This is a genomic window from Paraburkholderia sp. SIMBA_054 (assembly GCF_046534875.1).
GTDB classification, from domain to species: Bacteria; Pseudomonadota; Gammaproteobacteria; order Burkholderiales; family Burkholderiaceae; genus Paraburkholderia; species Paraburkholderia hospita.
Genome location: NZ_JAWRXV010000002.1, coordinates 234512 through 260618, shown reverse-complemented (window position 1 = coordinate 260618; position 26107 = coordinate 234512). Strand labels below are relative to the sequence as shown.

The 26107-nt window shown below is 63.1% G+C and carries 20 protein-coding genes and 1 tRNA gene; 13 read left to right on the top strand and 8 right to left on the bottom strand.

Annotated elements, in window-relative coordinates; translation table 11 throughout:
* Nucleotides 1–14: 14 nt before the first annotated feature.
* From SB822_RS03965 to SB822_RS03955, 3 genes are read left to right on the top strand one after another with little or no spacing between them, the layout of a single operon-like run.
* On the top strand, nucleotides 15–590 hold the full coding sequence (locus SB822_RS03965; protein ID WP_007585583.1) for a TMEM175 family protein: 576 nt from the start codon (nucleotides 15–17) through the stop codon (nucleotides 588–590).
* A 3-nt stretch (nucleotides 591–593) separates the two neighbouring features.
* Nucleotides 594–1382: a hypothetical protein gene (locus SB822_RS03960; protein ID WP_007585586.1), complete on the top strand. Its 789-nt coding sequence runs from the start codon at nucleotides 594–596 to the stop codon at nucleotides 1380–1382.
* 19 nt (nucleotides 1383–1401) lie between these two features.
* Entirely contained in the window at nucleotides 1402–1884 is a 483-nt protein-coding gene (locus tag SB822_RS03955) for a metallophosphoesterase family protein (protein ID WP_007743980.1), read from the top strand.
* Nucleotides 1885–1937: 53 nt separating this feature from the next.
* On the opposite strand, the gene proP is transcribed toward SB822_RS03955, so the two are convergent.
* The 3 genes from proP to argA all read right to left on the bottom strand — a co-directional run bounded on the left by proP (nucleotide 1938) and on the right by argA (nucleotide 5853).
* The gene (proP, locus tag SB822_RS03950; RefSeq protein ID WP_090835667.1) at nucleotides 1938–3407 is read right to left on the bottom strand and encodes a glycine betaine/L-proline transporter ProP; all 1470 of its coding nucleotides are present in this window, start codon (nucleotides 3405–3407) and stop codon (nucleotides 1938–1940) included.
* 735 nt (nucleotides 3408–4142) lie between these two features.
* Entirely contained in the window at nucleotides 4143–4418 is a 276-nt protein-coding gene (locus tag SB822_RS03945) for an oxidative damage protection protein (RefSeq protein WP_007585592.1), read from the bottom strand.
* A gap of 55 nt (nucleotides 4419–4473) precedes the next feature.
* The gene (gene argA / locus SB822_RS03940) at nucleotides 4474–5853 is read right to left on the bottom strand and encodes an amino-acid N-acetyltransferase (RefSeq protein ID WP_007585593.1); all 1380 of its coding nucleotides are present in this window, start codon (nucleotides 5851–5853) and stop codon (nucleotides 4474–4476) included.
* Between the two features lie 23 nt (nucleotides 5854–5876).
* On the opposite strand from argA, the gene hrpA reads away from it, so the two are divergent.
* Nucleotides 5877–10385 carry an ATP-dependent RNA helicase HrpA gene (gene hrpA, locus SB822_RS03935; protein ID WP_410854151.1) on the top strand — a complete coding sequence of 1503 codons (4509 nt, stop codon included), beginning with the start codon at nucleotides 5877–5879 and terminating at the stop codon, nucleotides 10383–10385.
* 155 nt (nucleotides 10386–10540) lie between these two features.
* Here hrpA and SB822_RS03930 read toward each other — a convergent pair whose 3' ends face one another.
* Nucleotides 10541–11923, bottom strand: coding sequence for a YadA family autotransporter adhesin (locus tag SB822_RS03930; RefSeq protein WP_090835673.1), 1383 nt, complete (start codon nucleotides 11921–11923; stop codon nucleotides 10541–10543).
* Nucleotides 11924–12448: 525 nt separating this feature from the next.
* Between SB822_RS03930 and SB822_RS03925 the strand changes: the two genes are divergently transcribed.
* The 4 genes from SB822_RS03925 (at nucleotide 12449) to SB822_RS03910 (ending at nucleotide 16498) form a co-directional block, all read left to right on the top strand.
* The gene (locus SB822_RS03925; protein WP_007584042.1) at nucleotides 12449–13462 is read left to right on the top strand and encodes a beta-propeller fold lactonase family protein; all 1014 of its coding nucleotides are present in this window, start codon (nucleotides 12449–12451) and stop codon (nucleotides 13460–13462) included.
* Nucleotides 13463–13575: 113 nt separating this feature from the next.
* On the top strand, nucleotides 13576–14559 hold the full coding sequence (locus SB822_RS03920) for a sterol desaturase family protein (RefSeq protein WP_410854150.1): 984 nt from the start codon (nucleotides 13576–13578) through the stop codon (nucleotides 14557–14559).
* Between the two features lie 233 nt (nucleotides 14560–14792).
* Nucleotides 14793–15650 carry an EI24 domain-containing protein gene (locus tag SB822_RS03915; RefSeq protein WP_007584038.1) on the top strand — a complete coding sequence of 286 codons (858 nt, stop codon included), beginning with the start codon at nucleotides 14793–14795 and terminating at the stop codon, nucleotides 15648–15650.
* Nucleotides 15651–15664: 14 nt separating this feature from the next.
* Nucleotides 15665–16498, top strand: a complete 834-nt coding sequence (locus tag SB822_RS03910; RefSeq protein ID WP_079484896.1) for a competence/damage-inducible protein A — start codon at nucleotides 15665–15667, stop codon at nucleotides 16496–16498.
* A 161-nt stretch (nucleotides 16499–16659) separates the two neighbouring features.
* On the opposite strand, the gene SB822_RS03905 is transcribed toward SB822_RS03910, so the two are convergent.
* Nucleotides 16660–17124, bottom strand: a complete 465-nt coding sequence (locus tag SB822_RS03905) for a rhodanese-like domain-containing protein (protein WP_007584031.1) — start codon at nucleotides 17122–17124, stop codon at nucleotides 16660–16662.
* 297 nt (nucleotides 17125–17421) lie between these two features.
* Here SB822_RS03905 and SB822_RS03900 point away from each other — a divergent pair, with 297 nt between their 5' ends.
* From SB822_RS03900 to ntrC, 4 genes are all read left to right on the top strand, one after another.
* The gene (locus SB822_RS03900; RefSeq protein ID WP_158660487.1) at nucleotides 17422–17586 is read left to right on the top strand and encodes a hypothetical protein; all 165 of its coding nucleotides are present in this window, start codon (nucleotides 17422–17424) and stop codon (nucleotides 17584–17586) included.
* Complete coding sequence (gene glnA / locus SB822_RS03895; protein WP_007584030.1) at nucleotides 17579–18994, top strand: type I glutamate--ammonia ligase; 1416 nt, start codon at nucleotides 17579–17581, stop codon at nucleotides 18992–18994. Before SB822_RS03900 ends, glnA begins: the two co-directional genes overlap by 8 nt.
* 268 nt (nucleotides 18995–19262) lie before the next feature.
* Nucleotides 19263–20405, top strand: coding sequence for a nitrogen regulation protein NR(II) (gene glnL, locus SB822_RS03890; protein WP_007584029.1), 1143 nt, complete (start codon nucleotides 19263–19265; stop codon nucleotides 20403–20405).
* 49 nt (nucleotides 20406–20454) lie between these two features.
* A complete protein-coding gene (gene ntrC, locus SB822_RS03885; protein WP_090835679.1) occupies nucleotides 20455–21969 on the top strand; it encodes a nitrogen regulation protein NR(I) in 1515 nt (504 codons plus the stop codon).
* 129 nt (nucleotides 21970–22098) lie between these two features.
* Here ntrC and xth read toward each other — a convergent pair whose 3' ends face one another.
* The 3 genes from xth to SB822_RS03870 all read right to left on the bottom strand — a co-directional run bounded on the left by xth (nucleotide 22099) and on the right by SB822_RS03870 (nucleotide 23957).
* A complete protein-coding gene (gene xth / locus SB822_RS03880) occupies nucleotides 22099–22875 on the bottom strand; it encodes an exodeoxyribonuclease III (RefSeq protein ID WP_086910186.1) in 777 nt (258 codons plus the stop codon).
* Between the two features lie 187 nt (nucleotides 22876–23062).
* Nucleotides 23063–23139: transfer RNA gene (locus tag SB822_RS03875), tRNA-Met, on the bottom strand.
* Nucleotides 23140–23252: 113 nt separating this feature from the next.
* Nucleotides 23253–23957, bottom strand: a complete 705-nt coding sequence (locus tag SB822_RS03870) for an aspartate/glutamate racemase family protein (protein ID WP_090835681.1) — start codon at nucleotides 23955–23957, stop codon at nucleotides 23253–23255.
* A 177-nt stretch (nucleotides 23958–24134) separates the two neighbouring features.
* Here SB822_RS03870 and SB822_RS03865 point away from each other — a divergent pair, with 177 nt between their 5' ends.
* A complete protein-coding gene (locus tag SB822_RS03865; protein WP_090835683.1) occupies nucleotides 24135–25424 on the top strand; it encodes an amidohydrolase family protein in 1290 nt (429 codons plus the stop codon).
* The last annotated feature ends 683 nt before the right edge of the window (nucleotides 25425–26107 follow it).

The following is a 26107-nucleotide window of genomic DNA, read 5'->3' as shown; positions in this document are numbered from 1 at the left end:
CAGGAACCGGGCAGATGGGTAAAGGACGAATCGAAGCCTTCAGCGATGGCGTGATCGCAATCATCATCACGATCATGGTTCTCGAACTCAAAGTGCCGGAGGGCTTCGATCTCGAATCGTTGCGCCCCGTGATCCCCGTCTTTCTCGCCTACGTGCTGAGCTTTCTCTACGTCGGGATCTACTGGAACAATCATCATCACATGTTCCATGCCGTGCAGAAGGTGACGGGCGGCGTGTTGTGGGCGAACCTGCATTTGCTGTTCTGGCTGTCGCTGATGCCCGCCACTACGCACTGGATCGGCGAAAGCCATCTGGCCGCGTGGCCGACTGCGCTATACGGCCTCGATCTCTTCATGTGCGCGATGGCGTACTTCATTCTCGCGCACGTGCTGATCCGTCAGCACGGCCCGGACTCGACGCTCGCGCGCGCGCTTGGCCACGACCGCAAGGGCAAGCTGTCCGTCGTGATCTATCTGTCGGGCGTGGTGTTCGCGTTTATCGCGCCGTGGGTGTCGGTGGCGCTCTATACGTTCTGCGCATTCATGTGGCTCGTGCCCGACAGCCGCATCGAACAGCTCGTCAAGGAATAGCGGGTGCTCGCGCTCAAGCTCGTGCTCGTCCCCGGCTTTCTCGCCGCGCTGACGATGGCGGGGCGCGTGTGGGGACCGTCGGTGGCGGGTTGGCTCGCTGGATTGCCCGTCGTCGCGGGGCCGATCGTGCTGCTGCTCGCGCTGGAGCGCGGCACGGCGTTCGCGGCGCAGGCGTCGGCGGCATCGATTGCGGCCATTGCCGCGTCGGAAGCATTCAACTTCGCGTATGCGTGGACCAGCCGTTTCGCTCGCTGGCCTGTGGCGTTGGTGGCGGGTCTCGTCGCGTGGGCTTTGGTCGCCGTCCTGCTCACGCACTTGCCGGTGAGCCTGGCGTGGTCGCTGGCGGCAGCGTGTGTGGCCGTGGCCGTCTCGCAAGCCGGGCTGCCGCGCGTCGAAGGTGCGGTGCCGGCGGCGCGCGTCGGTGTCATCGACCTCGCGTTGCGCATGCTCGCAGGCGCCTTGCTGACGCTTGCCGTGACGACGCTCTCCGCGTCGATGGGTGCGGCTTGGAGCGGCATGCTATCGGTCTTTCCATTGCTCGGCATCGTGCTCGCGGTGTCGGCGCAACGCGCGCATGGCGCGAGCTTCGTCGCGCTGCTGATGCGCGGAATGGTGATCGGGCGCGCGTCGTTCGCGGCGTTCTTCTCGGTTGTCGCGCTGATGATGCCGACGCTTGGCGTCCTGCCCGCGTTCGCATGCGGCGCGGTCGTGTCGGTGCTCGTGCAGGGCGCGACGAAGCGGCTGGTCGCGATGTCGCGCAAGCCGCGCGCGCCGCTGGCCGCGCTCGATTGAGGTTCTTCAGGAACGCATGATGACGACGCGTCGCACGCAATCTTCCCGCATCGGTCTGATTTCGGACACGCACAATCTCGTGCGTCCCGAGGCGCTGGCGTGGCTCGCGGGATGCGACGCAATCGTTCACGCGGGCGACATCTGCAATCAGGCGGTGCTCGATGCGCTCGCGGCCATTGCGCCGTTGACGGTCGTGCGCGGCAACAACGACACGGGCGCATGGGCGGCGTCGATTCCGACGCACGCGACGCTCGATGTGCAACAGGTCAAGATCTTCGTCGTTCACGATATCGCCGACGTGCCGCGTAATCTGCATGACGAGAGCGTGCGCGTCGTCGTGACGGGGCATTCGCACAAGCCGCTGATCGTCGAGCGCGACGGCGTGCTGTTCGTCAATCCCGGCAGCGCGGGACCGCGCCGTTTCAAGCTGCCGATTTCAGCGGGCATGTTGACGATCGACGGCGCGCATGTCGAAGCCACGCTGCAGACGCTGACGCCATAAAAAAAACGGGTCAGCCGAAGCTGACCCGTTCCAGTTCAATACGTTGACGTTGCTTATGCACGCGCCGTCATGGCGGCTGCATATGCTTCATCGAGTTCCTCGGCTTCACGCTCGCCGCGCAGCACGGCATGCGCTTCCGCGCGCGTCGCGACGCACGGACCCGAGCCGAGCAGCGGCTTGCGAGCCGTCTCGCGCAGCGCGAGCACGGAGACGATACCGATGATCGATGCGCCCATCAGGTAGTACGCGGGCATCATCAGATTGCCGGTGCGATCGACCAGCCATGCCGCGACCAGCGGCGTCGTGCCACCGAACAGCGACACCGACACGTTGAAACCGATCGCCAGCGCGCCGTAACGGATCTTCGTCGGGAAGAGGGCAGGCAGCGATGACGGCATCACGCCCGTGAACGTCGACAGCAACGCGCCGAGAATCAGAAGGCCGCTGAATACGGGCAGGACCGTGCCCATGCGGATCAGCAGCAGCGCCGGAATCGACAGCACGAACAGACCCACGCAACCGAACAGCATGACGGGCTTGCGGCCGATCTTGTCCGACAGGTGGCCAGCGTAGAGCGTCATCGGCATCATCAGCACCATCACGAGCAGCACGAGGAACAGACCGTGCGATTCGTTGAAGTGCAGTGTCGCCGACAGGTAGCTCGGCAGATACGACAACGCCATGTAGTCGGTCACGTTGAAGATCAGCACGAGGCCAACGCACAGGAGCAAGGGCTTCCACTGCTGCGCGAGCAGCTCCACGAATGTCTGCTGCGGACGCGACTTCTCATCCGCTTCACGCGCTTCCGCTTCCTTCTTGAACGCAGGCGTCTCTTCGAGCTTCATGCGGATATACAGGCCGACAAGACCCAGCGGACCGGCGATGAAGAACGGCACACGCCAGCCCCACGACAACAGCGCTTCCTGCGACAGCGTCGCCGTCAGCACGGCAACCGTGCCTGCACCGAGGATATAGCCGACCAGCGTGCCGAACTCGAGGAAGCTCCCCGCGAAGCCACGGCGGCGATCCGTCGCGAACTCGGCGATAAAGGTAGCGGCGCCACCATACTCTCCGCCCGTCGAGAAGCCCTGCACGAGACGCGCGACGAGCAGCAGCGCGGGCGCGAGAATGCCGATCGAACCATAGCTCGGGATCAGACCGATCGCGAAGGTGCCGACGGCCATCATGATCATCGTCATCGCGAGCACACGCTGACGGCCGATCCGGTCGCCAAGCGGCCCGAACACCATGCCGCCGATCGGGCGCACGACGAATGCGGCGGCGAACGTGCCGAAGGTCGCGATCAACTGCGCCGACGGGCTGCTCGACGGGAAGAACACTTTGCCGAGGGTGACGGCGATGTAGCTGTACACGCCGAAATCGAACCATTCCATTGCGTTGCCGAGCGCCATGGCGCCGACGGCACGTTTGAGAAGGGAATTGTCGACGACCGTGATGTCGTCGAGAGTCAGGCTATTGTCTTTGTTCTTATGTCGCCAGAAACCGTTGCTGGAAGCGGTCAAGGTACAAGCTCCTATGACTGCGGCCGAACGCAAAAAGCGCTCCGCCACGGATTGCTGGAAAGTGCAGTTTCGCGAGCAGTCGATGCGAACAGGCGTAGCGCCTCGCACGGACCACGCAAAGGCGTACTGCGCAGACGTGCATAAGCACTTTGCGCAGAAAAAGTAACGCCCGTGCATCGCGAAGGTCGTCGCGAAAATGCACTTTGTTAGTTGCTGCTAAACGTTGGTACCCACGTGGCCTTGCAGGGGGGCAGATACCGGAGGACATTCACGCACGCGGTGCGCTCATGCCGCTTGAAAAGGCTTGAAACGAAAAAGGCCGGCGAGGCGTCGCTCTGGATCGCGCCGATCGGACCGACGCGACTTGCAACGAAACAACCGACAAGCCTTCTTGTATAAAAATCAATTCAATCCGAACCAGGCACGCACGGCGGCCAAGGTGCAAACTGAACGCGAATGAAGGGTTAATGCTGTTAGAACGAAGAACATGATAGCACGATAAGCGAGGATCGTGCAAACCGCCCGTCCGGCGAGGGGCGGGTGAGGGCGCGCAATCCGTTGCCTGGCGGGGGATTGCGGGAATTCGGCGGGTGCAGAAAAAGCGGCTCGGGATTAACGGTTTCGTTCAATTTTCCGGCCGCAGCGGAGCGACCTGGCGGCCGGAAACAGGCGAAAAAAATCCGCGCACCGGGCGCGGATTCTTCATTGTCTGTCGCGAACTGCAGCGACGAAAGCTCAGCTTTCCGACGGCGGCACGTAGCCCGTTGCCTGATCGGCGCCTTCGCCGAAGAAAAACTTCTCCGTCTGCTTCATCAGATACTGGCGTGCGCGCGGATCGGCCATGTTCAGGCGGTTTTCGTTGATCAGCATGGTCTGCTGCTTGAGCCATTGCTGCCATGCTTCCTTCGAAATGCTCTCGTAGATCCGCTTGCCGAGTTCGCCCGGCAGCGGCGGGAAATCGAGGCCTTCGGCTTCCTTGCCGAGCTTCATGCATTGAACCATGCGAGTCATGCTGTGCTTCTCCTGTAATCGATGTGGGACGGCGGCGCGTCGTTATTGTGAGCGCTCAGAGCTGTTTCATCAGCACGAGCGACTTGCGCTGCCAGTTGTAGAGGCGGCGGCGGTCTTCGGGCAGGTCATCGACCGTGACCTTCACGAAGCCGCGCTTGAGGAACCAGTGTTCGGTGCGTGTCGTCAGCACGAAGATACGCGTCAGCCCGCGCGCCCGCGCGCGCTGTTCGATGCGTTTGAGCAGCCGTTCGCCGTCGCCCGAGCCTTGTGCTTCCGGCGAGACCGTCAGGCACGCCATCTCGCCTATGCGCTCCGTCGGATACGGATACAGCGCCGCGCAGCCGAACAGCACGCCATCGTGCTCGATCACCGAGAAATGGTCGATGTCGCGCTCGATCTGGTGACGCCCGCGCCGCACCAGCGTGCCGTCGCTTTCGAGCGGCTCGATCAGCGTGAGAATGCCGCCGACGTCGTCCGGCGTCGCCTCGCGCAGGCTTTCGAGGTTCTCGTACGAGATCATCGTGCCGACGCCATCGTGCAAGAACAGTTCCAGCAGCAGGCTGCCGTCGAGCGCGTACGGAATGATGTGCGAACGCGCGACGCCGCCGCGGCACGCGCGAATGGAGTGCTTCAGATAGAAACCAGCATCGCCCGTCACTGCGCCGCCTTCATGCAGGCGGTACGCGTCGTCCAGCGACAACTCGCGGATCAGCGCGCCTTCTTCGTCGAGCAGGCCTTCCGTTTCGGTGAGAAACACGATCTTGTCGGCGCGCAGCGCGATCGCGGCGGCCGAGGCGACGTCTTCCATCGCCAGGTTGAACGCTTCGCCCGTCGGCGAGAAGCCGAGCGGTGAGAGCAGCACGATCTTGCCGCTCGAAAGCGTCTGGCGGATCGACTCGGCATCGATCTTGCGCACCACGCCCGTATGCTGGAAATCGACCCCGTCGAGAATGCCGACGGGCCGCGCCGTCACGAAGTTGCCCGACACCACGCTGATGTGCGCGTGCGCCATCGGCGTGTTCGGCAAGCCCTGGCTGATCGCGGCCTCGATGTCGAGACGCACTTCGCCCGCCGCTTCCTTCGCGGATTCGAGCGCGCGCGCATTGGTGATGCGCATGCCGTGCGAAAACTCGGATTCGACGCCGTGCAGGCTCATCTGCTCTTCCACTTGCGGACGCGAGCCGTGTACGAGCACGATCTGGATACCCATCGCCTGCAACAGCGCGATATCGGACACGAGCGCGTTGAGCAGCCCCTGATGCACGACCTCGCCGCCGAAGCCGACGACAAACGTCTTGTTTCGGAACGCGTGGATATACGGCGCGACCGATCGCATCCAGTCGACGAATTGCGCGTGCTGCAGCATGGCTTCCGAGTCGCTGGACGAAGCCGGCGAGCTGGCGGGCGTGGGGACGAGGTCGGTTTGGGAATTCATGCCCCGGATTATAATGCGCCCCCATGTCGAATGTACCCAAAAGCTCCGCTGGAGCCGATACGAAAAACGCGGCTGACGCTGCCGCGAAAGACGCTGCGAGCCCCGCGCCGCGTGGCCATCAGGACGCGACGCGTGACGCGCGCGGCGACGCATCGCGTCGTGACGTTTCCGTGAATGTTGCGAATGCGCCGCGTTCGGGCGCTTCGGCGCACGGCGACGCGAACAAACAGCAAGGCGCAAACGCGGCGAAAAGCGGTGCGCGCGAGCCGCGGAGCGGCACGCCGAACCGGCCGCGGGACCAGCAGGGCAAGCGGGGACCGGATCAGGCAGGTGGCGCCCGCCAACAACAAGCGCCGCGTGCTCAAGGCAAACCGCCGCTCGACTCGCAAGGCAACCCACGCGCCGGCAGCGAGCCGGGCGCCGAGAAGCAGCGCAATGCGCCGCGAGAGCCGGGCGGAGAAAATCAGCGCAATGCGCCGCGTGAGCCGGGCGGAGAAAATCAGCGCAACACGCCGCGCGAGCCGCGCAAACCCGCGCGCGTCGTCGAGCCGAATCCGATTCCGCCCATCACGTTCCCCGAGGCGCTGCCCGTCTCGGGCAGACGCGACGAAATCGCGCGTGCGATCGCGGGCCACCAGGTCGTGATCGTCAGCGGCGAGACGGGCTCGGGCAAGACGACGCAGTTGCCGAAAATCTGTCTCGCGCTCGGACGCGGGCTCGGCGCGGGCGGCAGCGGCCTGATCGGTCACACGCAGCCGCGCCGGATCGCGGCATCGGCGACGGGCCGGCGCATTGCCGAGGAACTCGGCACGCCGTTCGGCGAAGTGGTCGGCTACAAGGTGCGTTTCACCGATAATCTCGCGCCGGGTGCGTCCGTCAAGCTGATGACGGACGGCATTCTGCTCGCGGAAACGCAGACCGACCCGCTGCTGAAGGCGTACGACACGCTGATCATCGACGAAGCGCACGAGCGCAGCCTGAACATCGATTTTCTGCTCGGCTATCTAAAAGAGATTTTGCCGAAGCGCCCCGATCTGAAGCTGATCGTGACGTCGGCGACCATCGATGCCGATCGCTTCGCGCGTCATTTTGGCTCTGAAGAAAAGCCCGCGCCTGTGATCGAGGTGAGCGGACGTCTGTATCCCGTCGAGGTCCGCTATCGTCCCGTCGCGGAAGATTCGCCGGCGGTGAAGTCGGCGGAGGGTAATGCGGGCCGGGAGCGTGGCGACCGCCCGAAAACGCAGCGGGAAACCGACCGCGATCTGATGGACGCGATCGTCGAAGCCGCCGACGAGCTGTGCCGCGAAGGCCCCGGCGACGTGCTGGTGTTCCTGCCCGGCGAGCGCGAGATTCGCGACGCGGCGGAAGCGCTGCGCAAGCATCATCCGCCGCACACGGAAATTTTGCCGCTGTTCGCGCGGCTGTCGGCGGCTGAGCAGGAACGCGTGTTCCGTCCGTCGAACGCGCGGCGCATCGTGCTCGCTACCAACGTCGCCGAAACCTCGCTGACGGTGCCGGGTATCCGCTATGTGGTCGACACGGGCCTCGCGCGCGTGAAGCGCTATTCGTACCGCAACAAGGTCGAGCAGCTGCAGGTCGAGTCGATTTCGCAGGCGGCGGCGAACCAGCGGGCAGGGCGTTGCGGGCGTGTCGCCGACGGCATCTGCATTCGTCTTTACGAGGAAACCGATTTCCAGGGTCGCGTGCGCTTCACCGACCCGGAGATTTTGCGATCGTCGCTTGCGTCCGTCATTCTGCGGATGAAGTCGCTGCATCTGACGGCAATCGAAACCTTCCCGTTCATCGAGCCACCGCCCGGCCGCGCGATCGCCGACGGTTATCAACTGCTGAACGAACTCGGTGCCGTCGACGACGACAACGCGCTGACGCCGCTCGGCCGCGAACTCGCGCGCCTGCCGCTCGATCCGCGCGTCGGCCGGATGATTCTCGGCGCGCGCGACCAGCAGGCGCTGCGCGAAGTGCTGATCATCGCGAGCGCGCTGTCCGTGCAGGACCCGCGCGACCGTCCCATCGACGCGCAGGAACAGGCCGACCAGGCGCATCGCAAGTTCGCCGACGAGCGCTCGGAGTTTCTGCAATGGCTGAAGATCTGGGCGTGGTTCGAAGAGGCCGTCGCGCACAAGAAGTCGAACCGGCAGTTAACCGACGCATGCAAGCAGAACTTCCTGTCGCATCTGCGTCTGCGCGAATGGCGCGACGTGCATTCGCAGCTGCTGACCGTCGTGCGCGAGCACGGCTGGCGCGTGAACGACAGCGAAGCGACCTTCGAGCAGATTCATCTCGCGCTCCTGACGGGCCTGCTCGGCAATATCGGTCTGAAGGCCGACGACGAGCCGTACTATCTCGGCGCGCGCAGCATCAAGTTTTATCTGTGGCCCGGCTCGGCGCTCGTGAAGAAGGCGGGCAAGTGGGTGATAGCGGCGGAGCTCGTCGAGACGAGCCGGCTGTACGCGCGCTGCATCGCGAAGATCGAGCCGGAGTGGATCGAGCGCGTCGGCGCGCACCTGTTGAAGAAGTCGCTCTCCGAGCCGCACTGGGAAAAGCGCGCGGCGCAGGTGTCGGCGTTCGAGCGCGCGATGCTGTACGGCTTGCCTGTGTATCACCGGCGGCGCGTCAGTTTCGGCAAGCAGGACCCGGCGCGCGCGCGCGAACTGTTCATCCGCGGTGCGCTGGTTGAAGGCGAGTTCGACACGAAGCTCGCGTTCTTCGCGCACAACCGCAAGCTGCTCGCCGATATCGAACAGCTCGAGCACAAGTCGCGCCGTCAGGATGTGCTGGTCGACGACGAACTGATCTATGCGTTCTACGATCAGGCTGTGCCGAACGGTATCCATACGGGCGCAGCGTTCGAGCGCTGGTATCGCGATGAAGTGAAGAAGAGCGGGCAGCAGGAAGACAAGCTGCGCCTGCTGTATCTGTCGCGCGACGATCTGATGCGTCACGAGGCGGCCGGCGTCACGACCGACCTGTTCCCGAAGCGGACGACGATGGCGGGTGTCGACATGACGCTCACTTATCACTTCGAGCCGGGTTCGCCGCGCGATGGCGTGACGCTCGCCGTGCCGCTGTACGCGCTGAATCAGGTGGATGCGCGGCGCGTCGAGTGGCTCGTGCCCGGCATGCTGAAAGAAAAGACGCAACTGCTGCTCAAGTCGTTGCCGCAGAAGCTGCGCCGTCACGTCGTGCCGTTGCCGGAGTACGCGGCGGGTTTCGTCGAACGGCACAGCGGACCGCGCTTCGGCGCGGGCGGCCTGCTCGACACGGTGATCGCCGATGTCCGCGAGCAGACACAGATCGCGACGAAGCAGTCGGACTTCAAGCTCGAAACGCTCGCGCCGCACCTGTTCATGAACTTCAAGGTGATCGACGAGCACGGGCGGCAGCTCGCGATGGGTCGCAATCTCGCGCAACTGCGGGCGGAGCTGGGCGGTCAGGCGCAGCAGCAGTTCCAGAAAATCGCGTCGAGCGCGGCGGGTGCGGCGCTCGCGAATGCGGGCTCGGGCGGGAGCGATGCCGTTGCGCGCGGAGCAACGGGCGGGACGGCGGGCGGCACCGCAGGCGGGGTGGCGCGTGGGGCGAGCGGCGGCGGTACGCGTGGCGTCTCAGCCGCGCCGCACACGCCCGCTGCGGGCGAAGCGGCGGCCGCACCGGGGACCGCCCTCTATGAAAACCTGACGACGTGGAACTTCGGCAAGCTCCCCGAGCTTCTCGAAATCCGGCGCGGCGGGCATACGCTGTTCGGCTATCCGGCGCTCGTCGATCGCGGCACGCATTGCGACGTCGAAGTGTTCGATTCGCCGGATGAGGCCGCGCGCATCCATCGCGCGGGCTTGCGGCGGTTGTTCGCGCTGCAGTTGCGCGAGCCGATCAAATACCTCGAAAAGAATCTGCCGGGCTTGCGCGAAATGGCGATGCAGTTCATGCCGCGCGGTACGCAGGAAGAACTGCGCGATCAACTGATCGACACCGCGCTCGACCGCGCGTGCCTGCAAGACCCGCTGCCCGACGACGACGCGAGCTTCCACGCGCGCAAGGACGAAGGTCGCAGCCGGCTGACGTTGCTCGCGCAAGAGATTGCCCGCCTCGGCGGACAGATTCTTGGCGAGTATTCGGCCGTCGTGAAGAAACTCGCGCAGGCGAAGCCGTTCGCCGCTGCATTTGCCGACATGCAGAACCAGTTGGACGCGCTGATCGGCAAACGCTTTATCGTCGATACGCCGTACACTCAGATGACGCATTTCCCGCGCTATCTGAAGGGCATCGCGCTGCGCATCGACAAACTGAAAGCGGATTCGGCACGCGACGCGCGCCAGTTCGCCGAGCTTCAGCCGCTCGCGCAGAACTACCAGCGAGCGCTCGCGCAGCGGGGCGGCGTGCCGGATGCCCGGCTTGCCGAGTTCCGCTGGCTGCTGGAGGAACTGCGCGTGTCGCTGTTCGCGCAAGAACTGCGCACGCCGATGCCTGTTTCCGTCAAGCGTCTCTACAAGGTGTGGGAGTCGATGCAGCGTTGACCGATGCGGGCGCGCTTCGCCGGGCGCGCCCGGTTTTCCCGCTATCAGCAATACGTCGCAAGGCGCAGATGCGGCGAGCCTCCGCGCTTTCGGCACGTCGCACGCGGAATCACACCCTGTGATTATTTTGCTGCTGCGCGTGAGCGCGCAGCGCGCTACCAGTGCATGCCGGCCCCGATAGACCCGCCCAGTTCGCCACGCGTGCTCGCCGTACCCTGCAGCTTGTAGGCCCATTTGCCCGTGTCCGATAGTTTCGACACACCGAGCGCCATCGCCGACTGGCCGCCATACGTGCCGGCCGCCATGGCGACCATCCCGCGGCCCGGCAGCACAGCTTGCGGCAGGCCCGCCATCGCGATCGCCGCCGCCGCGCCGCCATAGCCGTCTTTGCGCGCCGAGCGGACCTGGTCGTCGGTATAGGCTTTCGCCTGGCCGACCGCGCCGCTCACACCCTGATTCAACTGGTTCACGTTGACCGCGTCCGTGCCCTGAACGCCCGCCGCGACGTTCGTGATCTGTCGTTCCTGTCCCGCCGCGCCGACGGAGACCGTGTTCGAGCGATCGGCGACCGAGCCCTGGCCGAGTGCCACCGAATTGTCCGCGCTCGCGTTCGAGCCGGCGCCGAGCGCCACCGCGTTCGCGCCGCTTGCCTGCGCGTTCGCGCCCGCCGCCACGGAGCGCGTGCCGCTTGCCAGAGCCGGCTCGGTGGCGGGGGAGCCTTCGGAACTGAACATCGGATTCGACGTGTTGACCGTGACATTGGCGACGGCGTCTCCCAGCAGCGTGGAAAGCTGGCCGAGGTTCACGGCGTCATGGGCATAGACGGCATCCGCGACGTTGTGGATCTGTGTACCGCCGCTGGCAGGATCGCCCTGCAGCGTGACGCTGTCGCGGTTGACCGAGCCGTCGGGATTACGGTCGTACATCACGGCGCCATCGATCCTGCTCGCCACCGCCTTCAGTTGCGCGACGTTCACGGCGTCCTGGTCGACGCGGCCCGCCGCCACGCCGCTGATCGTGCGATTGCCGACGTTGACCTCACCAACAGAGGTCTGCGGCGCGTCCAGCCCGAACGCGGTGTAGCCCGTTTGCGCGCCGTACAGCGTCACAGAGCCGAAACCGAGCGCCACGCTGTTGCTGAATGTCGCCATCGAATTGGCGCCCAGCGCCAGCGACCGGGCGGCGTTTGCCTGCGCGGTGTCGCCCAGCGAGGTGGCCGACGCCGCCATCGCACGCGAATGCGCGCCGATAGACGTGGCGTTGTTGACGCTTGCCGTCGACGTATCGCCGACGGCCGTCGCATCCGAGCCGGCAAACGACGTGTCGCCAAGCGCCACGCCAGTGGCGTCGACGGTGCTTGCGCCGTTGCCCATCATGACGCCCGCATTGGCGTCAACCGTCGCGGACAGCCACAAGAAACTCGCAAGCGCAAAAAGCGCGATGATCGAAGTGCGTGTTGCATCCGGCGCACCGCATTCGTTCAACATCGCGCGACGGATTGCGGTTGGTTTCTGCGTCATTTCATTCGTTATTTTCATGCCTCAAAACTCCGGGTAAGACAGGACAGCAATGACTCGGAAACGCCGGGCCAGAGAAAACATCGGACTGGCAAAACCCGCTTTTCGTAACTGGGAAAGATGTTTGTCGAGGCGCGGACTCATTCAGTCAGCGCGGACCGGCGGGCTTCCATTTGCTGGCAAAGGTCAAAGCGGGTATTGCGTTCACGAATTCTTGAGGCGCGGAGTTTGATTCGATATGAGGTAATTCTTAATTAATAACGATCAGAAATTTCGCTCTTAAATAGAGGAATCGCGCGCTGGATAATCGCGGGATATTCTTGATTGGTAATCTCTTGGATTTAGCGGCGTCTGATTCATAAATGGCTTAATCGTATCGATTCGGCCAAAAAGCGGTGCGGCCTGGACAGTGGGCGCAGCCGCTCGCAACGCATTGCGCGCACCCTGCGGCACCGCGCCGCAACGTCCGCCTTTTCCCCGATCGAGGTCAACCGAAGAGTCACGCAAACGTTCTACAATGGCGATTACCCCCTGATGTGAGTTTTCATGCGCAAATTTTCCCTTCCCGGTTTGACCAGCACGTTTGCAGCAGGCGCGGCGCTCGTCGCGGCAGCAAGCTTCTTTTCCCCGCCAGTTCTCGCCAACAACGTGATCGTGCTCAATTCCGGCGAAGCCACGCTGAGCCTGATCGACGAGACGACGCGCCAGGTGATCGACACGGTGCCGACCGGCAAGGAACCGCATCACCTGATGCCGACACCGGACAATTCGTCGCTGATCGTCGCGAATTCGGTGTCGAACAATCTGATGTTCGTCGATCCGAAAACGGGTAAGCCGCAGCGCTGGGTCGAGAACATCGAAGACCCGTATCAGATCGGTTTCTCGCCGGATCGCAAGTGGCTCGTGACGACGGGCCTGCGCCTCGATCGCCTCGACATCTATCACTACGACGGCCACAACATGACGCTCGCGAGCCGCCTGCCGCTCGCCGTGATGCCTAGCCACATGGCGTTCACGAACGACAGCAAGACCGTGTTCGTCACGCTGCAGGTGTCAGGTGAACTCGCCGCCGTCGATCTCGCCACGCAGACGGTCAAGTGGAAGATGAAGGTCGGCAAGGTGCCGGCCGGCCTGTGGATGACGCCGGGCGAGAAATATCTGCTGATCGGCATGACGGGTGCGGACTATGTCGCTGTCGTCGACTGGCGCAACCAGAAGATCGTGAAGACGATCACGACGGGCAAGGGCGCGCACAACTTCCGCTCGCTCGCGGACGGCAAGCATGTGGCCGTGTCGAACCGCGTGGCCAGCACCATCAGCATCCTCGACGAGGACACGCTCACCAACGTCGGCGACATCACGGGACTGATGCCCGGACCGGACGACATGGAACTTTCCGCCGACAAACGCTATCTGTGGGTAACGTTCCGTTTCGCGAAGCATGTCGGCGTCATCGACCTGACCACGCATAAGCTGATCCAGACGATCGCCGTAGGCCGTTCGCCGCACGGCATCTATTTCTTCAACCGCGCGCCCGTCACCGCGCCGAACGGGGCGTGATAATGCAGACGGCGCGCCTCGCCGGCGCGCCGTGAATTGCGCATTGAACCGCGCAGTGAAGCCACACCAGGAAGCCGCGCAGTGAAGCAGAACCGCGACGCATAAAGAGCACCATGTTCCACCTGATCGCCTCCAGTCTCGATAGCTTCGTTTCTTCGATCCAGACGCTGCTGTACGTCGACGTCGTGCAGCCGCTGCTGTTCCATTTCAACCTGATGGACTACGACGAGGACACGTACGACAGCCTGTACTGGGTGATCGTCGGCGTGCTGGAAGTGCTCGCCATGTATGCGCTGCTGCGTCCGCTCGAAGCGCTGCGGCCCGTCGAGCAGTGGAAGGACCGCAAGGCGGTGCGTGTCGACGTGCTCTACACGTGGATCGCGAAGCTCGGCATTCTCAATCTGTTCTTCTTCTTCGCGCTGCAGCCGTTTTTCGACTCGGTGCAGGGCTGGCTGCGCCTGCAGGGCATCGCGAATATCGAACTCGACAATCTGTGGCCCGGCGTTACGACGCAGCCTTTCGTCACGTTCGTCATGTATCTGCTGGTGCTCGACTTCGCGGGCTACTGGTATCACCGCGGGCAGCACAGGATCGGTGTCTGCTGGGAGTTGCACGCGGTGCATCACAGCCAGCAGCAGATGTCGCTGTGGGCCGACGACCGCAACCATCTGCTCGACGATCTGCTGCAGGCGTGTTTCTTCGCCGTGATCGCGCTGTTCATCGGCGTGCCGCCGTCGCAGTTCGTCGTGCTCGTCGCGATCACGAATCTTGCGCAGAGCGTGCAGCACGCGAACATCCGTCTGCATTTCGGCTGGCTCGGCGAGCGTCTGCTCGTCAGTCCGACCTTCCATCGCCGTCATCACGCCATCGGCTATGGTCACGAAGGGCTCAAGTACGGCTGCAATTTCGGCGTGCTCTTTCCGTGGTGGGACATGCTGTTCGGCAGCGCGTCGTGGAGCCGCGAAATGGAGCCGACGGGCATTCGCGATCAGCTCAGCGGCCGTCATTACGGCGAGGGCTTCTGGGCGCAGCACTGGCTCGCGTTCGTGCGCATTGGGCAGCGCATCGCCGGCAAGAAGCAGCGGGGCGCGGCGTAAGCGCGCTGTCGTTTTCGTTGTCGTTGTCGTTTCACTTTCGACGCATCTTTCGGCCGGGCGCGCGTTTCTGACGATCACCGGCCGCGCAGCAACGCTCGCGCACTCGCTTGCATACTTGCTTGCACGTTCATTCGTCAGCGTCGTCTTTCACTTTCGACGCTGACACCCGACGTGGTTTATCCTGTCCACGTTTCCTACCTTTTCCTGCCTACCCATCAAGTCATCGATTACGCATGAATGATCTCTTGCGCTCGTTCGGGCGCGCGCTTTCTTCCGTGTTGCATCCGCGCATGCTGTGGCTGACGTTCATGCCGTTCGCGGGAGCCACGATCGTCTGGGGCGTGGCGCTGTGGTTTTCCTGGCAGACCCTGATCGGTGCGACGCGTAACTGGCTCGAAAGCTGGCCGCTCACGACGACGCTCTACGGGCTATTCGACTGGCTCGGTTTTTCGTCGCTGCATGCGGCCGTGGCGCCTTTCATTGTGATTGCCGTTGCGATCCCGCTGATCGTCGTCACGGTGCTGCTGCTGATCGCGACCCTGTCGATGCCCGCCGTGATCAAGCATCTGTCGAAGCGGCAGTTCGCCGCGCTGGAAATGCGGCACGGCGGCACGTTCGCCGGCAGCCTCGTGCATTCCATATGGACGACGCTCGTGTGCCTGCTGGTGCTCGTGATCACGCTGCCGCTGTGGCTGATTCCGCCTTTCTTCGCGCTGATCCCGCCGCTGCTGTGGGGCTGGCTCACTTACCGCGTGATGACGTACGACGCCCTGTCGCTGCACGCCAGCAGCGAAGAGCGGCGCGCGCTGGTGCGCCAGCATCGCCTGCCGCTGTTGCTGATCGGCGTGGCGAGCGGGCTGCTCGGCTCGCTGCCCACGTTGATCTGGGCGTCGTCCGTGTGGCTGATCGTACTGTTCCCTGTGATGACTGCCGTGACCATCTGGATCTATGCTTTTATCCTCGTGTTCACGGCGCTGTGGTTCGGCTACTACTGCCTGCGCGCGCTCCAGCGGATGCGCGCCGGCGAGCATGGCGGGAACGGTCACCATGGTCCCCACGGCGCGCGCGGCACAGCGCCCGTCTCCTATTGATACAAGAGGCTTCAATGGCATTTGGCGTCATCATCATCGGCGATGAAATCCTGTCCGGCAGACGCGTCGACAAGCATCTGCCGAAAGTCATCCAGCTTCTGAGCGCGCGCGGCCTGTCGCTGTCATGGGCCGAATATATCGGCGACGATCCGGAGCGCATCACGGCGACCTTGCGCCGCACCTTCGCGTCGGGCGATATCGTGTTCTCGACGGGCGGCATCGGCGCAACGCCGGATGATCACACACGCCAATGCGCGGCCGCCGCGCTTGCCGTGCCGCTCGAACTGCATCCCGAGGCAAAGGCGCTGATCCAGGAGCGTATCCGCGACACGCATCCCGCCAGTTCGTCCGCGCCCGTCGATTTCAACTCGCCGGACAACCTGCATCGTTTGAATATGGGCACGTATCCGCGCGGCGCGTCGATCATTCCGAACGGGTACAACAAGATTCCTGGTTTTTCTGTCGGCGATCATCACTTCGTGCCGGGCTTTCCGGTGATGGCCTGGCCGATGATCGAATGGGTGCTGGATACGAAGTACCAGCATCTGCATCATTCGACGCCGCATGCGGAAAAGTCTCTGCTCGTCTTCGAGTTGCCCGAGTCGACGCTGACGCCGCTGATGGAAAAGATCGAGCATGACTTTCCGGGCGTGCGCGTATTCAGCCTGCCGAGCGTAGGCGACGCGGAGCGCGGCGGCATCTATGCACGCCGGCATATCGATCTGGGCGTGAAGGGCGAGCCGGAAGCCGTCGCGGCCGCGTTCGTGAAGCTGCGCGAAGGCGTGCACCTGCTCGGCGGCGATATCGTCGAGCCGGAATTGGCAGCGCACGCGCAGCCGCGTAACTGAGCATGGTGGAGAGGGGCGTGCAACGCGTCCCCGTTCCAGAAACATCATCCGCGTGTCACATCGCACGCGGACGATTCCAAATAAAAGCGGCGCACGGTGTTCACCATGCGCCGCGTATCTGAGAAGCGACGGCTGCGCTTCTTATGCGTGCTTGAGATTCGTCAAGCGCCAATCCACGGCAGTCCGCGGAAACACCAGCCCGACACCGTCTTCCGATGCCCCTGGCCATCCTTGTCGCCTTCGAAGCCTTCCAGCAGATCCAGCGCCTTCGTGAAGCCGGCCTGCGTCGCGGCGATGGCCGCCAGCTTCGAGCGCGCCGCGCTGCGGCACAGGAGCAGCACGGGCGTGTCGGGCGTCGCGACCTGACGCAGCTGATCGATGAATTCGGCATTCGGCACGCCGCCCGGATAGCGCGTCCATTCGACATGCGCATACTGGCCATCGCCGACGACCGGGCGGCCGACCCAATCCAGTTCGGCGCGTGTGCGCACATCGATGAGACGGGTGCGCGGGTCGAGTTGCAGAAGCTCGAATGCCTCGGCAGGCGTGACGGCGCCCGCGTAGGGGAGCTGATTGTCGACACGGCGCTTTTCAGCCTGGCTGTACAACTGTTCGAGCGTACTCATGACAGCAATTCTCCTTGGGGCCAAAAAAACATTCTAGCAAGCTGTCGACGCTGCACACGCCGCGCCGCCCCGCACAGCGCGAAATTCGAGAATAGACGGCCATGCTCAATCATGGTGCAAAATAAGCACCATGCACCAAAATGGAATGTTAAGCAGTCGCAGACTAAGAGTGCGCACGATCATGGTGCGGATGCATTCCGTGACCTCGCGCGATTCCCGCAAACGGTGTGCGCAAATTCCCTGCGAAGGCGCGTCGGCATTGGGGCTGCAACGACGTGGCGCAGACGGAACACAAACATGGCACAGAAGCTGCTTTATTGGTGCCGATCAGATTGGCCCGATGCCGGCATCATATTTCCCTGCCCGTTGGTATCGAGGGGTGGACGCATCGAGGCTGGTCAGCTAGATTGGGCGGCGGCTGAACCCGCCGAATTCGTTAATCAGGAGATTGGTTATGAGTAAATCCGTGGCCGACGTCATCCAGCTCGTCAAGGACGAGGACGTCAAGTTTGTCGACTTCCGTTTCACCGACACGCGCGGCAAGGAGCAACACGTTTCGGTGCCGGTGTCGGCATTCGACGAAGACAAATTCGAAAGCGGCCATGCGTTTGACGGTTCCTCGATTGCTGGCTGGAAGGGCATCGAAGCGTCGGACATGCTGCTCATCCCGGACGCCGACACCGCCTTCATCGACCCGTTCTACGAAGAGTCGACCCTCGTGCTGACCTGCGACGTCGTCGAACCGGCTGACGGCAAGGGCTATGAGCGCGATCCGCGCTCGCTCGCAAAGCGCGCCGAAGCGTACCTGAAGAGCACGGGTCTGGGCGACACGGCCTTCTTCGGTCCGGAACCCGAATTCTTCATTTTCGACTCGGTCCAGTGGGCTGCGGACCAGTCGGGTTGCTTCGTCAAGATCGGCTCGGAAGAAGCACCGTGGTCGTCGGGCAAGGAATTCGAAGGCGGCAACACGGGTCACCGTCCGGGCACGAAGGGCGGCTACTTCCCGGTCGCGCCTGTGGACACGTTCCAGGACATCCGCTCGGAAATGTGTCTGCTGCTCGAACAGATCGGCATCCCCGTTGAAGTTCACCACCACGAAGTGGCAGGTCAAGGCCAGAACGAAATCGGCACGAAGTTCTCGACGCTGGTTCAACGCGCTGACTGGACGCAACAGCTGAAGTACATCGTTCACAACGTTGCGCACACGTACGGCAAGACGGCGACGTTCATGCCGAAGCCTATCGTCGGCGACAACGGTTCGGGCATGCACGTTCACCAGTCGATCTGGAAGGACGGCCAGAACATGTTCGCGGGCAACGGCTACGCTGGCCTGTCGGAATTCGCGCTGTTCTACATCGGCGGCATCATCAAGCACGCTCGCGCGCTGAACGCGATCACGAACCCGGGTACGAACTCGTACAAGCGTCTCGTGCCGCACTTCGAAGCGCCTGTGAAGCTGGCTTACTCGGCACGTAACCGTTCGGCATCGATCCGTATTCCGCACGTTGCAAACCCGAAGGGCCGCCGTATCGAAACGCGCTTCCCGGATCCGCTCGCGAACCCGTACCTGTGCTTCTCGGCACTGATGATGGCAGGTCTGGACGGCGTGCAGAACAAGATCCATCCGGGCGAAGCTGCCGACAAGAACCTGTACGACCTGCCGCCGGAAGAGGATGCAAAGATCCCGACCGTGTGTGCCGGCCTCGATCAGGCGCTGGAAGCACTCGACGCAGACCGTGAGTTCCTGACGCGTGGTGGCGTGTTCACCGACGGCATGATCGACGCTTACCTGGAACTGAAGGAAGGCGAGCTGCAACGCGTGCGTATGACCACGCACCCGGTCGAATTCGAACTGTACTACTCGCTGTAATCGCTGTAGGTGGCGCTGCGCTTCGTTCGCGAGATGCGGCGAAGCGTACGCCCCGACGCTGCGATCGGTCACGAAGGGACGGCGGCGCCGTCCCTTTTTCGTTGGATCGAAAGCTGTGACGTTTTTGTTGCGGAACGGCTGCTGCAGCGTGTTGTTGACGTATTGAACCGCGTGCGATGAAGCCCGCCTCACCATCTCCTGTCGACGGAGGTTCGCGCTTTGGCGCTGGCTGCCGTCCCATGCAAGGCTATCGAGACCCGACTGCAAGATGGTATTGAAGAACCTGATCAAGGCCAGAAAAGGGCACACCGACGCATTGTCGGATGATGCGCAACTCGTCGAATCCGGTTTGCTGCCGGGCTTCGAGGCGCTGCCCACCGTTCTGCTCGTGCTCGACAAGCGGACGCTGCGTGTCGCGTTCGCGAATCCGTCGGCCGAGTCGATGCTCGAAATGTCGCGCCGGCAGCTCACGCAAATGGCCTGGCCCGACATCTTCACGAACGGCGAAGAACTGACGGCGACCATCGCCGCGATCGCCGCTCACCGTTTTCACGCGACCCATCTGGATGCCGTGCTCGAACGCGCCGGCCACGAGCCGCTGCATGTGCATGCGATCGTCGGCTTCCTGGAGAGCGCGCAGGACTACGTGCTGCTCGAGCTGTTCGAGAACGAGCGTCATTTGAGGTCGGATCGCGAAGAGCGCATTCACGATCTGACGGCCGTCAACAAGCAGTTGATCCGCAATCTCGCGCATGAGATCAAAAACCCGCTCGGCGGCATTCGCGGCGCGGCACAACTGCTCGAATTCGAGCTCGGCGCGCGCGAACGCGACGAGCTGCGCGAGTACACGCAGGTCGTCATCAAGGAATCGGACCGGCTGCAAACGCTCGTCGACCGCTTGCTCGAACCGCATCGTCATCCGCATATCGTCGGCGACGTGAATATTCACGAAGTATGCGAGCGCGTGCGCGCGGTGATTCTCGCGGAGTTTCCGCGCGGTCTCACGATCGAGCGCGACTACGACGTTAGCGTGCCTGATCTGCGCGGCGACAAGGAGCAACTGATCCAGGCGCTGCTGAACATCGTGCGCAATGCGGCTGAAGCACTGCGCGAACGCATCTCGCAAGGCGATGCGCGGATCGAGTTGCGTACCCGCGTGGCGCGCAAGGTGACGATCGCGAAACGTCTTTGCAAGCTGGCACTGGACTTGCATATCGTCGATAACGGGCCCGGCATTCCCGAAGACATACGCGACCGCATCTTCTATCCGCTCGTATCGGGCAGGGAAGACGGCAGCGGTCTTGGCCTGACACTCGCGCAGACTTTCGTGCAACAGCACGAAGGGATGATCGAAGTGGAGAGCCGTCCGGGTCACACCGAGTTTCAGATCCTGCTGCCGCTCGACAGCTGATACTCGACTGGTTACACCACACGCAAGACAAGACTTCTGACGGACCTATATGAAGCCGATCTGGATAGTAGACGACGATCAATCGATCCGTTGGGTGCTCGAAAAAGCACTCGCACGCGAGAACTTCGCGACACGCAGCTTCGCGAATGTGCGCGAAGCCGCGGGCGCACTGGAACACGACAGCCCGCAGGTGCTCGTCTCCGATATCAGGATGCCTGGCGGCTCGGGGCTCGAACTGCTGCAGACCGTACGCGAGCGCGTGCCCGGCTTGCCCGTCATCATCATGACGGCGTTCTCGGATCTCGATAGCGCCGTGGCCGCGTTTCAGGGCGGTGCGTTCGAATACCTCGCCAAGCCGTTCGACGTCGACAAGGCCGTCGAACTGATTCGCCGCGCCGTCGACGAAAGCATGCGCGGCGAGCAGACGTGGGACGACCGCGTCGCCGAAGCGCCCGAGATGCTCGGTCAGGCGCCCGCGATGCAGGACATGTTCCGCGCGATCGGCCGTCTGTCGCATTCGGCCGCGACCGTGCTCATTACGGGCGAATCAGGCACCGGTAAGGAACTTGTTGCCCGCGCCTTGCACCGACATAGCCCACGCGCGAACGGTCCGTTCATCGCACTGAACACGGCGGCGATTCCGAAAGATCTGCTGGAATCCGAACTGTTTGGTCATGAGCGCGGCGCGTTCACGGGCGCGCAGGCAATGCGCCAGGGCCGCTTCGAGCAGGCTGAGAACGGCACGCTGTTTCTTGATGAAATCGGCGATATGCCGTTCGACTTGCAGACGCGTCTGTTGCGTGTGCTGTCGGATGGCCAGTTCTATCGCGTCGGCGGACATAATCCGCTGCGCGCGAATGTCCGCGTGATCGCCGCGACGCACCAGAATCTCGAATCGCGTGTGCGGCAAGGGCTGTTTCGCGAGGACTTGTATCACCGCTTGAACGTGATCCGTCTGCGCTTGCCGGCGTTGCGTGAACGTAGCGAGGACATTCCGCTGCTGACGCGCCACTTCCTGCAGAAGAGTGCGCGCGATCTCGGCGTCGAGCCGAAGCGCGTGTCGGAAGAGGCGCTCGCGTATATGACGTCGCTGCCGTTTCCTGGCAACGTGCGCCAGCTAGAAAACCTTGCGAACTGGCTGACCGTGATGGCGCCTGCGCAGACGATCGAGATCAAGGACCTGCCGCCCGATCTCGTATCGACGCAGCAGGCCGGGGCGGAATTCGCGACGTCCGCGGGATCGCTGCCGATCGACGGCACAGTGGGCAACGGTGGCGTCACAAACGGCGTGGCGCCGATTACGGGTGCGCCCGTCGCGGCCGGCGGCGTGGTGATTCCGTCGCCTGTCGCCGCGTGGGAGAGTGGGCTGCGCACGGAAGTCGCGAAGCTGTTGCGCGAGAATGCAGCTGATGTAATGGACGAACTGTCGCGCCGTTTCGAAGCGGCCGTGATCCGCGAAGCGCTCGACTTCACGCGCGGGCGCAAGGTCGAAGCGGCCGAGCGGCTCGGCATCGGGCGCAATACGATCACGCGCAAGATTCAGGAGCTGAATCTCGAACCGTAAGCGTTGACGCCTTTGGGCGTGATGCGAGTGGTGCTGCGTTTACACGCGGCAAAATAAAGCGGCTCGACGGCGCGATGCGCCATCGAGCCGCTTCTTCTTTTGCGAACGCGTTTGTGCTGATGCGGCGAGTTACTCGGTGAGCGCGACGACGGGCGCGTGATCCGAAGGCTGATCCCACTTGCGTGGCGTCTTGTCGACGTCGCAATGCGTGCAGCTTGCGGCGAGCGGCTTCGACAGCAGGATATGGTCGATGCGCAAGCCCGCGTTGCGGCGGAACGCGAGCATCCGATAATCCCACCACGTGAAGGTCTTCTCGGGCTGATCGAAGAGCCGGAACGAATCGACGAGACCGAGTTCGACGAGGCGGTTGAACTGCGCGCGCTCTTCCGGCGACACGAGGTTCTGTCCTTCCCACGCCTTCGGATCATGCACGTCGCGGTCTTCGGGTGCGATGTTGTAGTCGCCGAGCAGCGCGAGCTTCGGATGCTGCGCAAGTTCGCTGGCGATCCAGTCGTGCAGCGCGTCGAGCCAGCGCAGCTTGTAGGCGAACTTGTCGGTGCCGGGCGCCTGGCCGTTCGGGAAGTAGGCGCAGATCACGCGCACGCCTTCGATGGTGGCCGCGATCACGCGCTGCTGCGGGTCCTCGAAGCCGGGTATGTTGCGCATGACGCTGCCTTCGTCGACGCTCATGCCGTCGCGCACGAGAATGCCGACGCCGTTATACGTCTTCTGACCGGCGAACCAGCTGCGATAGCCCTTTTCCTCGAGCTCGGCGCGCGGAAATTTTTCGTCGGGCAGTTTCAGTTCCTGAAGACACAGCACGTCGGTCTGGCTGAGTTCGAGCCAGTCGATCACATGCTGCTGACGAACCTTCAGGGAGTTCACATTCCACGTGGCTAATTTCATCGCTCGTTCTCGTTGTATCAGGTGCTGGATGGAATCTTACCGCGATCGGGCAGCGCCGCTCAGTACGGCAACATGCATAGGCAAAAACGCAAAAGCCCGCAACGCTTTGGGCGATGCGGGCTTTGAATGCGTAACGCTGCTTGTACTGCTTGAGGCCGTGTGGAGCAGGACACGATGCCTTTGAAACTGGTTGCGGGGACAGGATTTGAACCTGTGACCTTCGGGTTATGAGCCCGACGAGCTGCCAGACTGCTCCACCCCGCGTCAGAGAGGCGAATTGTACGGACACCTTCGTCATGCGTCAAACATTTGATCGAAGTTTTTTCATCTTCTTTTGCTACGTGCTGGTGGCGTAGAGTTTCATCTCGTCTTTCATCTCAACCACGATCGGCTTCGATAGCCCAGTCGACAGCCTTTTGCGCATGCAGCGCAGTCGTATCGAACACAGGCAGAACAGAGTCTTCCTGCCGGATCAGCAGCGTGATCTCCGTGCAGCCGAGAATGACGGCCTGCGCGCCGCGAGCCTTCAGGTCTTCGATCACGTTTTGATAGATCGCCCGCGATGACGGCGCGATGATCCCGTGACACAGTTCGTCGTAGATGATCCGATGGACGTGCGCGCGGCCCTCGTCATCGGGGATCAGCGTATCGATGCCAAAGCGCTCGCGCAGGCGTCCCGCGTAGAAGGTCTGCTCCATCGTATAGCGCGTGCCCAGCAAGCCGACTCGCTCGATACCCGCCGCGCGCAGCGCTTCGCCCGTCGGATCGGCGATGTGCAGAAAGGGCACCGCGATCGACGCTTCGATCGCTTCGTGCACGCGATGCATGGTGTTCGTCGCGAGCAGCACGATGTCGGCGCCGCCGCGCTCCAGTTGCCGCGCGGCATCCGCCATCTGCACGCCGAGCGCGTGCCAGTCGCCCGCGCGCTGGTTTGCTTCGACGGGCGCGAAGTCGACGGTCACCATCAGGCTGCGCGCATTGTGATGGCCGCCGAGACGCGCCTTCGCATAGCGGTTCAGCAGCCGGTAATACTCGGCTGACGATTCCCAACTCATCCCGCCGATCACGCCTATCGTTTTCATTCCGCGTCCGTATCTGTGGTGCCGATGCGGTTGAGTATAGGCTGCGGGCTGTGGCGGCGAGCGGTACGGATCGCGCACGGTCGGCCAGTACGGTACGGTCTTTTGTCCTATGCCATCAGGATGCTCCCCACGCATTCCTTCCGCCGATAGAATCGTAGTCATGCAAAGGAGCCGCCCATGGATCTGATCATCCGCAATGCCGTATTGCCACGCAGTGCCCCGAAACAGAATGGCCCCGTCGATATCGGCATCGAAGGCGGGCGCATCGTCGCCGTCGAGCCGAACCTGGTTGCCAGCGCACGTGAAGAGATCGACGCGCAGGGCGCGCTCGTCACGCCCCCATTCATCGACGCGCACTTCCACATGGACGCGACGCTGTCTTATGGCTTACCGCGCGTGAACGCGTCGGGCACCTTGCTCGAAGGCATCGCACTGTGGGGCGAGCTGAAGCCGCATCTGACGCAGGAAGCGCTCGTCGAGCGCGCGCTGCAGTATTGCGACTGGGCCGTCGCGCGTGGTCTGCTCGCCATCCGCACGCATGTCGATGTGTGCGACGAGCGCCTGCTCGCTGTCGAAGCACTGCTCGAAGTGAAGCGCCGCGTCGCGCCTTATATGGACCTGCAACTGGTCGCGTTTCCGCAAGACGGGCTGCTGCGCAGTGCGGGCGCATTCGACAATCTCAAGCGCGCGATTGCGATGGGTGTCGATGTGGTCGGCGGCATTCCGCATTTCGAACGGACCATGGCGGACGGCGCGGAGTCGGTACGTCTGCTATGCGAGTTCGCGGCAGAGAAAGGCTTGCGCGTCGACATGCATTGCGACGAATCGGACGATCCACTGTCGCGTCACATCGAAACGCTCGCGGCGCAGACGCATCGGCTCGGGTTGCATGGCCGTGTGACGGGCTCACACCTGACATCGATGCATTCGATGGACAACTACTACGTCAGCAAGCTGCTGCCGCTGATGCGTGAGTCAGGCGTGGAGGCCATCGCGAATCCGCTGATCAACATCACGCTGCAAGGGCGTTCGGACACCTACCCGAAGCGGCGCGGCATGACACGCGTGCCGGAGATGCTCGCGGCCGGCATCAACGTCGCGTTTGGACACGATTGCGTGATGGACCCGTGGTATAGCCTCGGTTCCGGCGACATGCTCGAAGTCGCGCACATGGGCCTGCATGTCGCGCAGATGACGGGTATCGACGCAATGCATGCGTGCTTCGATGCCGTTACGGTGAATGCGGCGCGTATTTTTGGGCTCGAACATTATGGAGTTGAGCCAGGATGCGACGCGAATCTCGTCGTGCTCGACGCGCGCGATGCTGTCGAAGCGATACGCTTGCGCGCGGCGCGGCTGGCGGTTGTGAGTCGAGGGAAAGTGGTGAGCAGGGCGCCGGCGGCGCGTGCGACGTTGTCGCTGGAAGGGCGGCCTGCGGAAGTTGACTTCAAGCTGCATCGCGGGTGAATTGGGTTCATGGCGGATTCGGTTTTCTTGCCTTTGCGCTGGCATCCGCGTTACGGTGGTTGCTGCACATGCGATTTGGTCTGCTGGTGATTGCTTTGGCATCCGCGTTTTGCCTTCGCGCTTCAAGCGTCGCCCCTGTGCGGAGCGGCACCTACTTTTCTTTGCCGCCGCAAAGAAAAGTAGGCAAAAGAAAGCGGCTAACACCGCCAGCTCTTGTGTTTGCCTGAGGGACCCCAACCGGTCTTATGCTTCACACGGCAACGTCTCTGCTGGCGCGCGTTGCCAACGCTTCGAATGAACGCCTCACCCGCTTCGGATACCCGTACTCGGGCCAGCGGCAGCGAATGATATGTGCCGCCCAGGTGGCAAACTGTGTGTAAGTTGTCGCGTCGTATAGCTTGGCGCTCTTACATGGAGGTATGCGCGTGCTATCGGTCCGAAGTGAGGCGTGTGAGGTGCTACGGCCAACACACAGTTTGCCACCTGGGCGGCGGCGGACTTTCTGGTGCCGCGTGCTACGACGCGGGCACATGAAGCGGGTGAGGCGTATAGAGATGACGTTGGCAACGAGCGCGGACTGGCGCGTTGCCGTGTGAAGCGTAAGACCCTTTGGGGGCCCTCAGGCAGGAACAAGAATTAGCGGTGTTAGCCGCTTTCTTTTGCCTACTTTTCTTTGCGGCGGC